Origin of the sequence: Peptoniphilus sp. DNF00840, from assembly GCF_001553125.1 — a bacterium.
Classification (GTDB): domain Bacteria; phylum Bacillota; class Clostridia; order Tissierellales; family Peptoniphilaceae; genus Peptoniphilus_A; species Peptoniphilus_A vaginalis.
Window position 1 is genome coordinate 1 of sequence record NZ_KQ960184.1, and the last position, 14,336, is coordinate 14,336.

Consider the following 14,336-nt stretch of genomic DNA (forward strand, 5'->3'; position numbering starts at 1 on the left):
GGTTTGTTAGTCCAACTTTTGGGGGTCAGTTCATACTCAAGGGGTTTTCTTATTGAAACTCCACTAGGGAGAATATGTAAATCCTAAATAAAAAAAGGATCTTAACCAAGACCCTTAATTATATAGCTCTTTCGACTTTACCAGATCTTAGGCATCTAGTACATACGTTAATTCTTTTTCTTGATCCATTAACTACAGCCTTAACTCTTCTAATGTTAGGAGACCAGCTTCTGTTAGAACGAGAGTGAGAGAAAGAGATTTTATTTCCAAATGATTTTTCTTTTCCACAAATTTCACATCTTTTAGCCATAACGCACCTCCTTTAGTTATTAAGCAGACAATATTTTATCAAAAAAGCCCGCTAAGTGCAAATATTTTTTCAATATGTTATTATTTTACACTAAATTATAATTTTTTACAAAGGATATTTTGAAAATCTGTTAATATAGGACAAGTTCTGATATAATGTATTAGATAAGGAGGTGCCCTCATGCCGGCAATTATAAATAGAGAACTTGGAAACATTGTAATAGAAGATAGCGTACTTGCAAATATAGCAGGAATTTCAGCTATGGAATCCTACGGAATTGTTGGAATGGCATCAAAAAATGCCGCAGATGGAATTTTTGAATTATTGAGATTCGAAAATCTTTCAAAGGGAATTGTAGTAAAGACTGACGAAAATGAAATTTCTATAGAACTTCACGTTATATTAGAATACGGAGTTAAAATTTCTACTGTTGGTGAAAATATTATAGAGAGAGTTAAGTTTAATATAGAAAATTTAACAGGACTTGAAGTTGACAACATTGAGGTCCTAGTAGAAGGTATTAGACTTAAGTAGTGGAGGTAAGATTTTGGAAATAAATAAAATTAATGGTCCCCTATTAAAAGAAATTTTTAAGGGAGCCGTAAATTATCTAATATCCAGAAAGGAAGAGGTCAACGCTCTTAATGTGTTCCCTGTTCCCGATGGAGATACAGGAACTAACATGAGCCTTACATCAAAATCTGCCTTAAAACAAATCGACAGTTTAGAAGGAGATTTTACTGCTGCAGATGTTTCAGCTGCTGCAGCTCGTGGTGCCCTTATGGGAGCTAGGGGTAACAGTGGTGTTATTCTTTCACAACTTTTAAGAGGTTTCTCAGAAGGCCTTGAAGGTATAAATGAAGCAAGCACTTCTGACCTTGCTCATGCCTTCAAAAAGGCAAGTGAAACAACTTACAAGGCTGTTATGAGACCTATTGAAGGAACAATCCTTACAGTTGGAAGAGAAACTGCTGACTTTGCCATTAGACATTACAAGAAGGCTGAAGACTCAATTACATTTTTAGAAGATGTAATAGTAGAAGCAAATAAAGCCCTTGATAATACACCAAACCAACTTGAAGTTTTAAAGGAAGCTGGAGTTGTTGATGCAGGTGGTAAGGGTCTTGTCGTTCTACTTGAAGGTGCGCTTAAGGTCCTAAAGGGCGAAGACATTGCTGATCAAAGCGATGACGAAACCCTAAAGAAAAAGGCCCAAAAAGAAATTCAATTCACTGAAGCAGATACTTCTTTAAAATATGGTTACTGTACAGAATTTATTATAAATACAGACTATGAAGACATTGATAGCTTTAGAGAAAAGATTTCTCCACTAGGAGACTGCCTTCTAGTAGTTGGTGGTGGTGGAAGTCACCTTATTAAGGTTCACGTTCATACCAACGACCCAGGAATTGTCCTCCAACATGCTTGCGAACTTGGACTACTTCAAGATATTAAAATTGACAATATGAGATACCAACACAGGGAAGTTCTCTTTGACGATGCAGAAGTAGCTGAAGCTAAAAAGAGAGAAGAAGAGGGAGAAGTAATCGAAGAAAAAGATTATTCCTTCATCACTGTTTCCATGGGAGATGGAATGACAGAAACTTTTAAATCTCTTGGCGTTGATTATGTTGTTGCAGGTGGACAAACTATGAACCCATCAACAGAAGACTTCTTAAGGGGAGTTGACAAGGTTGGTGGCAGGGTAATCTACCTAATTCCAAACAACAGCAACATAATTTTATCAGCAGAACAAGCAAGAGATATTTCTGATAGGGAAATCATTGTTATTCCATCAAAATCTGTTCCACAAGGTATAGCAGCTATGCTTGCCTTCAATGAAGATGCTTCAAAAGAAGAAAATCAAGAAAATATGATGGAAGCAATCCAAGATGTAATTGACGCATCAGTAACTTATGCCGTTAGGGACACTACAATCAATGGAAAAGAAATTCACAAAGACGACATTATTGGTATTGCAGCCAAGAATATAATTTCCAGTGGCAAGACTGTCTATGATGTTGTTTTAGACACTGTGGACAAGCTAATGGACGAAGATATTTCACTTGTTACTCTTTTCTATGGAGAAGATGTAAATGAAGAAGATGCAGAAGTAGTTCGTGAAGCTATCGAAGGAAAATATCCAGACATTGATATAGATGTAATAAAAGGCGACCAACCAATCTACTACTACATCATATCTCTTGAATAAATTTAGATTATTAATTAGCCCGAAGTTTTGCTTTGGGCTTTTCTTATAGGAAATAAAATAGGAGACAAATATGAACTTATGGGACCCTATAAAAAATTTAAAAGGAATTGGACCCAAGAGGGCAGAACTCTTTCACAAGCTTGGAATTTATACAATTGAAGACCTTCTCCACTTTTATCCCAGAAGATACGAAGACTCTTCAAAGGTAACTAGGGTTTCAGAAGCTAGGATTGGAGAGAAAAATACATTTAAGGTAAGAATACTTTCTAAACTTCAAAACAGAAGAATTAGAAAGGGACTTACCCTCACAAGCTTCTTGGCAGAAGATGAATCAGGTCAAGTAGAATTATCCTTCTTTAATGCCTTCTACCTTAACTCCAAAATTTTGCCGGGAAGATACTACCTAGTCTATGGCAAGGCAGACTACTTTAGGGGAAGGGTTACTATGTCAAGCCCTGAAATCGAAGAAGTCGACAACTTAAAGAAGCTTGGCAAGATTTCTCCAATTTACAATTTAACTGAAGGTTTAAACAATTTTGTTTTTGAAAAAGTTGTAGACCAAGTAATAGGAGAAAAACTTTTTAGGGAAAACCTACCAAGAGAAATTCTAGAAAAATATTCTTTTCTCGGTAAGAATGATGCCATAAGGTCCATACACTTTCCTAATTCGAGAAAAAATTACATACAAGCCAGGGAGCGACTTATCTATGAAGAACTATTTTTGTTTGAGCTTTCCATATTAAAGAACAAGGTCCAAAACGAGAGGCGAGATGCTATCAAGTTTGAAATTAAAGATCAAGTCTTTGATTTTATAAATAAGCTTCCCTTTAAATTGACTGAAGGACAAGATACAGTCCTAGAAGAAATCTTCAGCGATATGAAAGATGGCAAGGCCATCAACAGACTTATCCAAGGTGACGTTGGTAGTGGTAAGACAATTATTGCTATTATAATAATGTACCTTGCCTACCTAAATGGTTATCAGTCATCTATTATGGCACCAACAGAAATCTTGGCAAAGCAGCACTTCGAATCCTTTGTAGAATTACTAGAACCCCTAGGCATAAAAGTTGGACTCTTAATTGGTTCAACTTCCAAGAAGGCAAAGAGGGACATCTTAGATAATCTCGAGATAGGATCACTTGACATCCTCATAGGAACCCATGCCTTAATAGAAGAAAATGTAGTCTTTAAAAAGTTGGGAGTAAATGTTATTGACGAGCAACACCGCTTTGGAGTTGTCCAAAGAAATATGCTCCAAAATAAAAACAAGGACGCAGCAACTCTTGTTATGTCGGCAACACCAATCCCAAGGAGTCTCAGCCTTGTCCTCTATGCAGACCTTGACGTCTCCATAATAAAGTCTATGCCAAAGGGACGTAAGCCAATTAAAACAATAGCCATAAATGAAAATATGTTGGAAAAATCTCTTGCCTTTATAAAAAAAGAATTATCAGAGGGAAGGCAGGCCTATGTAATCTGTTCTCTAATAGAAGAAAACCAAGACTATGAAAACTTGCAAGCAGTGGAAAAAGTTTATGAAGAACTAAGCCAATATTTTAGTGGTTTTAATGTAGGACTCCTTCACGGCAAGATGAAGGCAGAAGAAAAAAATCAAGTTATGAATGACTTTGCAGAAAATAAAATCAAGCTCTTGGTATCCACAACAGTAGTAGAAGTTGGAGTCAACGTACCCAACGCCAGCGTCATAATGATTTACAACGCAGAGAGATTTGGTCTCTCAACCCTCCACCAACTTCGAGGTAGAGTTGGAAGAGGAGATCAACAATCCTACTGCATCCTCTACAATCTTTCTAAAAGTGAAATTTCTTGGGAGAGGATGAAGATAATGACGGACTCCAATGACGGATTTTATATTGCCAACAAGGATTTAGAGCTTAGGGGCTTTGGCGATATACTTGGGACAAGACAATCAGGTATGCCAAACTTAAGACTTGCAGATCCCTTTAGAGACGAAACAATTTTAAAATACGCAGCAGATGACGTGAAAAAAATCCTAGGAGAGGATCCAAACTTAGAAGGAGAAAAATATTCCTACCTAAACAAAGAAATCACTGAATTTTACTCAGATTTAAACTAAACATCTTTTAAATTATCCTTTCTTATGGTAAAATAAAACTAATTTGGAGGCTTTATGAGAATAATTTCAGGAAATAGAAGGGGACTCAAATTAATAGCTCCCAAGGGACTGGATACAAGACCCACAGAAGACAGGGTTAAGGAATCAGTTTTCAACATCTTGGGACAAAACTTCTTTGACGTTACAGTCTTAGATTTATTTTGTGGCTCTGGAGCCAATGGAATAGAATTTTTATCAAGGGGAGCCGAAAAAGCTTACTTTGTAGACAAGTCAAAGGAAGCCATAGACTGTGTGAAGAAGAACCTAGACAAGGCAAAACTCACAGACCAGGCTATAGTCATAGAAAACCATTTAAATCAGGCTATAAAAAACCTTGACACAGAATTCGACTACATCTACATGGACCCACCCTTCGAAAGACGAGACTTATACAAAAAAGCCTTTAAACTAATAAGAGAATATAGAATACTAAAGCCAAATGGAAAATTAATTGTGGAGTATAGCACAGATAAGCCACTTTTAATAGGCGAAGGCTTTGTAGAAATAAAAAACAAAAAATATGGAAACACATCAATTTCTATATGTGGATGGGATGAAAATGAAAGTAATATATGCAGGTAGCTTTGATCCAGTGACCAATGGCCACCTAGACATAATAAAAAGAGCAAGAGAAATCTTTGGAGAAGTCATAGTTGCAGTCCTAGACAACACTTCGAAAAAGGGACTCTTCACAGTGAAAGAGAGGAAATCCCTCCTTCATGAAGTCTTAGATGGCATGGAGGGAATAGAAGTAGATTCCTTTGACGGACTCTTAGTAGAATACGCAAAAAGGAAAAACTGCAAAGTAGTAGTTAGGGGACTTAGATCAGCAACAGATTACTTCAGTGAATACACCCTTGCCATGGCAAACAAAAATTACAAAGACAGGATAGAAACAGTCTTTTTATTGTCATCCAATGAAAATTTATTTGTGAGTTCATCACTTGCAAAAGAAGTAGCCAACTTTGACGGAGATACAGATTTATTCGTGCCTCCTATTGTAGGAGAAGCTATGAAGAAAAAATTACTTAGGAGGAAGATATGAATTTAATTGATTTAGTTGAAGAATTAGAAGACCTTGTGGAAACATCATCACAAATTCCACTAACAAGCAAGGTAATGGTAGACAGGGAAGAGTTTTTAGAAATTATTAGCGAATTAAAAACACAAATTCCTGGGGAAGTTTCAGAAGCACAAAAAATTGCTCAAGACAAGGAAGACATCATCAATGGAGCTCACGACGAAGCAGACAAGATTATCTCTGCAGCAAGAGCTCACTCAGAAAAGATTATTGACGAAAACGAACTTGTAAGACAAGCAAATGAAAGAGCAACTGAAATATTAAAATCTGCAAAAGAAGAGTCAACTCAAATAAGAGAAGGCGCCAGAGACTACGCAGACGAACTACTTGAAAACACACAAGTAAACCTTTCAGAAATTATAAAAATGCTTAACGAAAATAGACAAGAGTTAAGAGGATAAAATAAAGAGATAGACCTGAGTCACAACCTTAGGTCTTTTTTGTTGCAACAAATTAGATCAAAGAGAAAATAGAATAAAGTATAAGAGAAAGTGCAAGTAGAAAGCAAAATCTAACTTGCACTTTTTTGCTGCGTAAATTTAATAGTTTATAAATCAGTATATAATTATGACTTCACAAACTTATATGAAGTCATAGAATCTCACAAAGCGATAAAAATTCATAAGATTATAGAAAACTATGAGTTAAGTAAAATTTAAAAATTGAATCTTACAAGGTGATAGAAAACTATGAGTTAAGTAAAATTTGAAAATCAAAATTTATAAAGTCCTAGTAAATTAACAATCAATAAAAAATAAAAAACCAAAATTTATAAACTAATGAGGAGCAAAGAATAAAGTAGAACTTAAAAATCAAAACTTGTAAGTTTGTTAAAAATTTAAAATCGAATGGAACAATTCAAAGTCTAATAAGAATGAAAATTAAAACTAACAAGCAATAAAAGGCAAATAAAAAACTGACCTCCTTAAGTTGGTTTTTAAGTCCAACTTTTGGGGTTCAGTTCAAGCGATACGGGTGGTATTTTTTCATTCTAACTACTTATTTTTGAAAAGTGTTAGGATGATGACTATTAGTGCTGCAAACTCTAGCATTAATGATAGAATTTCATAATCACTCAATTAGTCATTCCTCCTAATAATTATATTAGGTGACCACCTTCGTATGTCCTCAAGCTAATTATAACATCTTTTTATTTGTTTTATTTTTCTATGGTTGGGAAGTCTTTTCTGCCTATAAGATATTTCAGATGTTAAATAATATTATCTTGTAAAAGTGTACGAGTTTATAAAAGTTTGTTAAGTTAAAAAAAGTTAGGACTTAACAAATATTTACGAACTTGTAGAATCTAATGAGTTATTATAAACTTGATACTTTATAAGAATTTGTTAAGGTATGAAAAGTTTGGACTTTATAATTATTTACTAATTTATGAAAACTTATGAGTCAATAAAAGTTTAGGACTCTGCAAAAATTTGTTGAGTCTATAGAATAATATAACCTTATAAAAAATTACGAAGTTGTAAAATGCTAGGGCTTTATAAAAAAGTCAAGACTTTAAGAAAAATTATGAAGTTGTAAAAATTTATGACTTTATGAAATTTTATGAAGTTGGAAAAATTAAAATTTAAAATCAAAACTATTCAATTCAAAACACAAACTCAAAATTTATTCCTATCTTCCAACAAAATATTAGTGTGATTATAGCAACTGTGTTATACTAAAATAAGCAATACAAAGGAGGATTTTTATGGAGCAAAATATCTATTTAGATAAGGAGCGCCTGGAAAATTCCAAGCTTACTACTAAGTCTCTTGGTGAATCTCTTGAGATAGATTCTCTTAAGAAAAAAGTTGTTGAGCTAAACAAAAAACAAATGGAACCAGGTTTTTGGGAAGACAATGAAAGTGCCCAAAAAGTTATACGTGAAACTAATTCATACCAAAGAAAGATAGATCAATACGACAAGTTAATTAACTTGATTGCTGATGCAGAGGACCTTATTGCCCTAATGGAAATCGAGGAAGATTACTCTTCTTATTCTGACTTCCAAAATCTTGTTAATGAGATTGAAAAGGACACTGCTGACTTTAAATTAAATACTTTATTAAATGGCGAGTACGATTCCCACGATGCAATTCTTTCTATCCACGCTGGTGCTGGTGGTACTGAGGCCCAAGACTGGGCAAGTATGCTTCTAAGGATGTACACTAGGTATGCTGAGAACAAGGGCTTCAAGGTTGAAACTCTTGACCTCTTAAAGGAAGACGAGGCTGGTATTAAGTCTGTTACTCTTAAAATTTCTGGAGACAATGCCTATGGTTATCTCAAGGGTGAAAAGGGAGTTCACAGACTTGTTAGGATTTCGCCTTTTGACTCCAACAAGAGGAGGCACACTTCCTTCTCATCTGTGGATGTCTTCCCAGAAATTGATGACGATACAGAAGTTGAAATCAAGGATGAAGAATTAAAGATTGATACTTACAGGTCATCTGGTGCTGGTGGACAACACGTTAACACTACTGATTCAGCTGTTAGAATCACTCACATTCCTACAGGGATTGTTGTTCAATGTCAAAATGAACGTAGCCAAATCCAAAACAGGGAAAAGGCAATGAATATGTTAAAGGCAAAACTTGTTGCCCTTGCTGAAGAAGAAAAGAAGGAAAAAATTGAGGACCTTCAAGGAAATTATTCACAAATTGCTTGGGGTTCACAAATTAGGTCTTATGTCTTCCAACCTTACACTATGGTCAAGGACCACAGGACTAATGTAGATGTTGGTGACGTGGAAAGGGTAATGGACGGAGATTTAGATATCTTTATTAACGCCTACTTGCAAGATAAGGCGACTGGAGAAAGCTGAGGTTAATATGGCAAAGGATGTAATTATTGCACTAGATTTTCCAAGTGGAGATAAGGCTCTTGATTTTTTAAAGGACTTTAAAGATGAAGAGGTCTATGTAAAGGTTGGGATGGAACTTTTCTACAAGGAAGGTCCAAGTATTATCAGGGAAATAAAAAAGCTTGGTCACAAGATTTTCTTAGATTTAAAAATTCACGACATTCCAAACACTTGTAAGGGAGCAACAAATTCCCTTATTGCTCTTGATGTTGACATGATTAACTACCACATTGCTGGTGGCAAGAAGATGTTAAGTGATGCCAGCGAAATTGTTAAAAGGGAAAAAAGTGACCTTATAACTTTAGGTGTTACTATGTTAACTTCTACTGATGAAGATGTGATGCACAGGGAACTTCAAATTGACAAGGACAAGTCCATTGATGAGGTTGTTCTTGCCTATGCAAATATTGCCAAGGAAGCTAACTTAAGTGGTATTGTTTGTTCTGCTCTTGAAGTGCCAAAGATAAAGGATAACTTGGGTGAGGACTTTATAACAGTTACTCCAGGTATTAGGAAGGTAAAAGGCACTGATGACCAAAAAAGGGTTGTAACTCCTAGCGAGGCAAGAGAGCTTGGGTCTGACTACATTGTTGTAGGTAGACCAATCACTAAGGCAGAGGACCCACTAAAGGAATATAGAGAAATCAAAAAAGACTTTTTAGGAGGAAAATAATGCGAGAAATTGCAAAAATTTTATTAAAATTAAAGGCTGTTACTCTTTCGCCAGAAGAGCCTTATACTTGGGCATCTGGTATAAAATCTCCAATCTACTGTGACAACAGACTAACTCTTTCTTATCCAGAAGATAGAAGCATAGTAGAAAAGGGTCTTGTTGATTTAATTAAGGAAGAGTATCCACAAGTGGAATATATAATGGGGACTGCAACAGCAGGCATCCCTCACGCAGCTATTATTGCTGACAAGATGGGTCTTCCTATGGGCTTTGTAAGATCTTCCAACAAGGACCACGGAAAGCAAAATAAAATTGAAGGTGCAAAGATTGAAGGAGCAAAAGTTGTAGTTATCGAAGACTTATTCTCAACTGGTGGCTCATCAATTGAAGCTGCAAAGGCCCTTGAAGAAGTGGGCTATGAAGTCCTTGGCATAGTTAGTATCTTCACTTATAATATGAAAAATGCTGAAGAAAACTTTAAGGCAGCTGGCTTTAAACACCACTCACTTACAAACTTTGATGAGTTAATAGAAGTTGCACACGAAATGGACTATATAAAAGAAAGTGAAATTGAAAAGTTAAAATTATTTAGGGACAATCCAAAGGATTCTTCCTGGATGAATGCCTAATTTCTTTTTGGGTAAAGAAATCAAGTAAGGGAAGTGCAAATTTTAACTTAGGGGGAGAAATTTGAATTATTACAGAACTTTGAAAAGGCTGATGCCCTATGCCCATCAGGTTTTTAAAAACAAAGATAGGCTTAACAGGGTTGTTCAAGAGTCCATGTCAAGAACAAATAAAAAGGAATTGTTCAAAAAGATTTCACGAGAGCTTATGCTTGCCCTAGGTCTTGTAATGGATTATTCTAAAGGCAATTATAGGGAAGTAAAAAAGAGGGATATATTTTTAATCTTGGCAGGCTTTTTATATCTTTTAAATCCTGCTGATATAATACCAGATTTTATTTTATTATTTGGATTCTTTGATGACCTAAGCGTGCTAACTTATATAGTTAAAAAATTTGACAAGGAATTGGAAAAGTATGATGTCTGGAAAAATTCTAGAGATTGATTTTTTTAAGAGAGACACAGTTGAAGTTGCAAAATCATTAATAGGCAAGAAAATTATCAGAAATATTTCTGGTAATTTTTTCTGTGCAAAAATAGTTGAGACTGAGGCTTATCTTGGTCTTGAGGATAGGGCTTGTCACTCCTATGGGGGAAAGATAACTGATAGGAATAGGACTCTTTATCTTCCAGGTGGTCACATCTACGTTTACTTGATTTATGGAATGTATGACCTCTTAAATATTGTGACAAGGGATGAGGACCATCCTGAGGCTGTATTAATTCGTGGAGTTGAGCCTATCTACAACTTAGATGGGATTGCAAAAAATCGCTTTGGCAAGTCCTATGATAATCTCTCTGCCTATCAAAGAAAAAATTTAACTAACGGACCAGGCAAGTTATCAAAAGGTCTAGGGATTGATAGGTCTCTAAATGGAAAGATTTTGTCAGAGGACTATCTCTACATAGGAGAGGGAGAAGCTGTCCCTGAAAAGGACCTTGTAATTACAAAGAGAATTGGAATAGATTATGCAGGCGAGGACGCTAAACTTCCCTTGAGATTTTGTCTTAGAAATAACCCCTATGTATCCAAATAAATTTTATAGATTTTTGTTAAGTTATCCTTTATAATAGGTTAACATAAAGGTGATAATATGATTAGTATAAAAAATTTGTCTTTTAAATACGACTACGAAGATGAAAATGCAATTCAGATTTTAAAAGATATAAATTTAGAAATAAAAGAGGGAGAGTTTGTTGCCTTGCTAGGTCACAATGGGTCTGGTAAGTCCACTCTTGCCAAGTTAATAAATGGTCTACTCTTACCAGGTCAGGGTGATGTCCTTGTTGATGGAATGAATACCAAGAATGAGGAAGAAATTTGGGACATAAGAAGGACTGCAGGCATGGTTTTTCAAAATCCTGACAACCAATTAGTAGCAACAATTGTTGAAGATGAAGTTGCCTTTGGACCAGAAAATATGGGAGTTGAACCAAGTGAAATTAGAAGAAGGGTTGACAGAGCCTTAGAAGATGTTGGCATGGGTGACTACAAGAAGAATGCTCCCCACCTTCTATCTGGTGGACAAAAGCAAAGGGTAGCCATAGCAGGGATTCTTGCCATGTCTCCTAAGTATATAATTCTTGATGAGCCAACTGCCATGCTTGACCCAAGTGGTAGGAGGGAAGTAATGGATACCCTTGTTAAGCTTAACAAGGAAGAAGGCAAGACAATTATTTTAATAACCCACTACATGGAAGAGGCTGCCATAAGCGACAGGGTTGTAGTAATGGAAGATGGCAACATAGTCCTAAGAGGGACACCGAGAGAAGTCTTTTCTCAAGTTGATAAGATTAAGGGACTGGGTCTAGATGTTCCTCAGGTGACAGAGCTTGCCTATGAACTTAAGAAAGATGGACTAGAAATTTCTACGGAAGTTTTAAATATAGAAGAAATGGTGAAGGAAATATGTCACTGATAGAAATTAACAACTTAAAGCATGTCTATAGTCCAGGTCTACCCTTTGAGAAAAAGGCTGTGGATGACATAAGCCTAAAAATCGAAGAAAATGAATTTATTGGCCTCATCGGTCACACAGGATCAGGCAAGTCAACCTTTATCCAACACCTTAATGGACTTCTAAAGCCATCATCAGGTGAAATTATTATTGATGGAACTAGGGTGGATAAGTCTGGATCAAACTTAACTGACCTTAGAAAAAAAGTGGGTCTAGTCTTTCAATATCCAGAGTACCAACTTTTTGAAGAAACGATTGAAAGAGATATTGCCTTTGGACCAAGAAACTTAGACATAAGTGAAGAAGAAGTCCAAGAAAGGGTCAAGTCTTCTATGGAGTCCGTTGGTCTCGATTACGAAACTTATAAGGACAAGTCACCCTTTGAACTTTCTGGTGGACTAAAGAGAAGGGTAGCCATAGCAGGTGTCCTTGCTATGGAGCCAAGAGTTTTAATACTTGATGAGCCAACAGCAGGGCTTGACCCAAGAGGTCGTGACGAAATCCTAAGTGAAATAAAAAGTATTCATGAAAATAGAAAAATCACAGTAATTTTAGTTTCCCACTCCATGGAGGACGTGGCAAAAATTGCTGAGAGAATTATTGTCTTCGACAAGGGCAAGGTCTTTTTGGATGGAGAGCCAAGGGAAATCTTTAGGAATGAAGATAAGCTACTTGGTGTTGGACTAGGAATTCCACAAATCACATCTCTTATGAGGACTTTAAAGAAGAAGGGTCTCGACATAAATGAGGATGCTATCACTGTGGAAGAGGCCAAGGAGTCTCTAATAAAATATTTGAGAGGTGCTTCTAATGTTTAAAGATATAACAATTGGTCAATATTTTCCTGGTGAAAGTGCCGTCCACAAGTATGATCCAAAATTAAAAATGATAACTATGATTTTATTTATATGTTCGCTCTTTTTTATAAAATCTGTTTTCATGTATGTGCCAGTAGTCTTATACTTGCTACTTATAATTGCAAATGCCAAGCTACCTCTTGGTATGGTCCTAAAGGGTCTAAAGCCACTTAAGTGGATTATCCTAGTTACTTTTATTATTAACTTGTTTTTCACACCTGGAGACCCAATTTACACTTTTAAATTTTTAAAAATTTCTCAAGAGGGACTAGACCTTGCAGTCTTTATGGGCATTAGACTTATCCTCCTAGTTCTTGGAACAAGTTTATTAACTTACACAACTTCTCCAATTGAATTAACTGATGGGATTGAATCACTTCTAAGACCCTTCAGGAAGATTGGAGTGCCAAGTCACGAGATTGCCATGATGATGACAATTGCCCTTAGGTTTATCCCAACTCTTATTGAAGAGACTGACAAGATTATGAAGGCTCAAATGGCAAGAGGGGCAGACTTTGAATCAGGAAATATTATTAAACGTGCAAAGAATTTAGTTCCACTCCTTGTGCCACTTTTTATTAACTCCTTTAGGAGGGCAGAAGAACTTGCCACTGCTATGGAAGCAAGATGCTACAGGGGTGGAGATGGCAGGACAAAGATGAATGCTTCAAAAATCGTGGGTAAGGATGTCTTAATTTTCCTTGGCAACCTAATCTTCTTTGTAATAATAGTTGTGGTTTCTAAGTTATGAAAAATATTTTAATAAAAATAAATTACGACGGGACCAACTTTCACGGCTTTCAGATGCAACCAAATGAGAGGACTGTGGAAGGGGAATTAAATCTTGGAATAGAAAAGACTGTCAAGCACCCAGTGAAAATTTTTTACGCAGGGAGAACTGACAGGGGAGTTCATGCTGAGGGACAATATGCAAATTTTTATTCTGACACCACAATTGACATTGGAAATCTTCCTAAGGTTTTAAACTTTAACCTGCCAGATGATGTATCAGTTGTTGATGCTAAGTATGTTCCTGATGACTTTCACGCAAGGTTTGATGCAAAGTTAAAGAAGTATCGCTATGTGGTTCACAGGTCAAGATACAGGCATGCCCTTTTATGCAACCGTGCCTATGAATATCCCTATGAAGTTGACCCAAGTAGGATGAGGGTGGCTCTTGCATCTTTAATAGGAGAACACGACTTCAATTCTTTTATGGGAAAAGGTGCCATAGTCAAGGACTCCATAAGGAGCATTGAGCGAATTGATGTCATTGAAGATGGAGATTTTTTGTATTTTGATTTTGTGGCAAAGAGCTTTTTAAAAAATATGATAAGAATTGTAACGGGAACTGTCCTTGAGATAGGACGTGGTCAAAGAGAAATTGAATATATGAAGGAAGCCTTGGAGAAAAAATCTCGCAAGGCTGCTGGACCAACAGCACCTGCCTGTGGACTATACTTGGTTGACGTCAAGTATTAAGTCCGCGGGCTTTTTTTATTTTTATGACCTTGTAGGATTTCATAACTTTATAAAAATTCATAACTTTATAAAAATTGTCTAACTTTATAAAGATTTATGACTTATTTTTTTCTTACAACTTCATAAAAATTTAT

17 protein-coding genes are annotated in these 14,336 nt (G+C 35.8%); 15 read left to right on the plus strand and 2 right to left on the minus strand.

Annotation, left to right across the window (positions count from 1 at the left end; all coding sequences use genetic code 11):
- Window positions 1-118 precede the first annotated feature (118 nt).
- Complete coding sequence (rpmB, locus tag HMPREF1864_RS00005; protein WP_005955693.1) at window positions 119-310, minus strand: 50S ribosomal protein L28; 192 nt, start codon at window positions 308-310, stop codon at window positions 119-121.
- Between the two features lie 180 nt (window positions 311-490).
- Here rpmB and HMPREF1864_RS00010 point away from each other — a divergent pair, with 180 nt between their 5' ends.
- The 6 genes from HMPREF1864_RS00010 (at window position 491) to HMPREF1864_RS00035 (ending at window position 6,144) form a co-directional block, all read left to right on the plus strand.
- Window positions 491-844 (plus strand): Asp23/Gls24 family envelope stress response protein, encoded by a 354-nt coding sequence (locus tag HMPREF1864_RS00010; protein ID WP_062570813.1) that lies wholly within the window; start codon window positions 491-493, stop codon window positions 842-844.
- A gap of 13 nt (window positions 845-857) precedes the next feature.
- A complete protein-coding gene (locus HMPREF1864_RS00015; protein WP_062570814.1) occupies window positions 858-2,522 on the plus strand; it encodes a DAK2 domain-containing protein in 1,665 nt (554 codons plus the stop codon).
- A gap of 70 nt (window positions 2,523-2,592) precedes the next feature.
- Window positions 2,593-4,623, plus strand: a complete 2,031-nt coding sequence (recG, locus tag HMPREF1864_RS00020) for an ATP-dependent DNA helicase RecG (protein WP_062570815.1) — start codon at window positions 2,593-2,595, stop codon at window positions 4,621-4,623.
- Window positions 4,624-4,677: 54 nt separating this feature from the next.
- The gene (rsmD, locus tag HMPREF1864_RS00025; protein WP_062570816.1) at window positions 4,678-5,244 is read left to right on the plus strand and encodes a 16S rRNA (guanine(966)-N(2))-methyltransferase RsmD; all 567 of its coding nucleotides are present in this window, start codon (window positions 4,678-4,680) and stop codon (window positions 5,242-5,244) included.
- Window positions 5,222-5,707, plus strand: a complete 486-nt coding sequence (gene coaD, locus HMPREF1864_RS00030; protein WP_062570866.1) for a pantetheine-phosphate adenylyltransferase — start codon at window positions 5,222-5,224, stop codon at window positions 5,705-5,707. The genes rsmD and coaD overlap by 23 nt, the downstream gene beginning before the upstream one ends.
- On the plus strand, window positions 5,704-6,144 hold the full coding sequence (locus HMPREF1864_RS00035; RefSeq protein WP_062570817.1) for an ATP synthase subunit B family protein: 441 nt from the start codon (window positions 5,704-5,706) through the stop codon (window positions 6,142-6,144). Before coaD ends, HMPREF1864_RS00035 begins: the two co-directional genes overlap by 4 nt.
- A gap of 594 nt (window positions 6,145-6,738) precedes the next feature.
- Here the strand turns inward: HMPREF1864_RS00035 and HMPREF1864_RS08785 are convergent.
- The gene (locus HMPREF1864_RS08785) at window positions 6,739-6,822 is read right to left on the minus strand and encodes a putative holin-like toxin (protein ID WP_369817822.1); all 84 of its coding nucleotides are present in this window, start codon (window positions 6,820-6,822) and stop codon (window positions 6,739-6,741) included.
- Window positions 6,823-7,451: 629 nt separating this feature from the next.
- Here HMPREF1864_RS08785 and prfB point away from each other — a divergent pair.
- The 9 genes from prfB (at window position 7,452) to truA (ending at window position 14,202) form a co-directional block, all read left to right on the plus strand.
- A complete protein-coding gene (gene prfB / locus HMPREF1864_RS00040) occupies window positions 7,452-8,567 on the plus strand; it encodes a peptide chain release factor 2 (protein ID WP_062570818.1) in 1,116 nt (371 codons plus the stop codon).
- Between the two features lie 7 nt (window positions 8,568-8,574).
- Window positions 8,575-9,279: an orotidine-5'-phosphate decarboxylase gene (gene pyrF / locus HMPREF1864_RS00045; protein WP_062570819.1), complete on the plus strand. Its 705-nt coding sequence runs from the start codon at window positions 8,575-8,577 to the stop codon at window positions 9,277-9,279.
- Window positions 9,279-9,908 carry an orotate phosphoribosyltransferase gene (gene pyrE / locus HMPREF1864_RS00050; protein WP_062570820.1) on the plus strand — a complete coding sequence of 210 codons (630 nt, stop codon included), beginning with the start codon at window positions 9,279-9,281 and terminating at the stop codon, window positions 9,906-9,908. The genes pyrF and pyrE overlap by 1 nt, the downstream gene beginning before the upstream one ends.
- A gap of 61 nt (window positions 9,909-9,969) precedes the next feature.
- Entirely contained in the window at window positions 9,970-10,350 is a 381-nt protein-coding gene (locus HMPREF1864_RS08570; protein ID WP_062570821.1) for a YkvA family protein, read from the plus strand.
- Window positions 10,325-10,942: a DNA-3-methyladenine glycosylase gene (locus HMPREF1864_RS00060; protein ID WP_082718884.1), complete on the plus strand. Its 618-nt coding sequence runs from the start codon at window positions 10,325-10,327 to the stop codon at window positions 10,940-10,942. Before HMPREF1864_RS08570 ends, HMPREF1864_RS00060 begins: the two co-directional genes overlap by 26 nt.
- 57 nt (window positions 10,943-10,999) lie before the next feature.
- Complete coding sequence (locus HMPREF1864_RS00065) at window positions 11,000-11,824, plus strand: energy-coupling factor transporter ATPase (RefSeq protein WP_062570822.1); 825 nt, start codon at window positions 11,000-11,002, stop codon at window positions 11,822-11,824.
- Window positions 11,815-12,681: an energy-coupling factor transporter ATPase gene (locus HMPREF1864_RS00070; RefSeq protein WP_062570823.1), complete on the plus strand. Its 867-nt coding sequence runs from the start codon at window positions 11,815-11,817 to the stop codon at window positions 12,679-12,681. The genes HMPREF1864_RS00065 and HMPREF1864_RS00070 overlap by 10 nt, the downstream gene beginning before the upstream one ends.
- Entirely contained in the window at window positions 12,674-13,471 is a 798-nt protein-coding gene (locus HMPREF1864_RS00075) for an energy-coupling factor transporter transmembrane component T family protein (RefSeq protein ID WP_062570824.1), read from the plus strand. The genes HMPREF1864_RS00070 and HMPREF1864_RS00075 overlap by 8 nt, the downstream gene beginning before the upstream one ends.
- Window positions 13,468-14,202: a tRNA pseudouridine(38-40) synthase TruA gene (gene truA, locus HMPREF1864_RS00080; protein ID WP_062570825.1), complete on the plus strand. Its 735-nt coding sequence runs from the start codon at window positions 13,468-13,470 to the stop codon at window positions 14,200-14,202. Before HMPREF1864_RS00075 ends, truA begins: the two co-directional genes overlap by 4 nt.
- The last annotated feature ends 134 nt before the right edge of the window (window positions 14,203-14,336 follow it).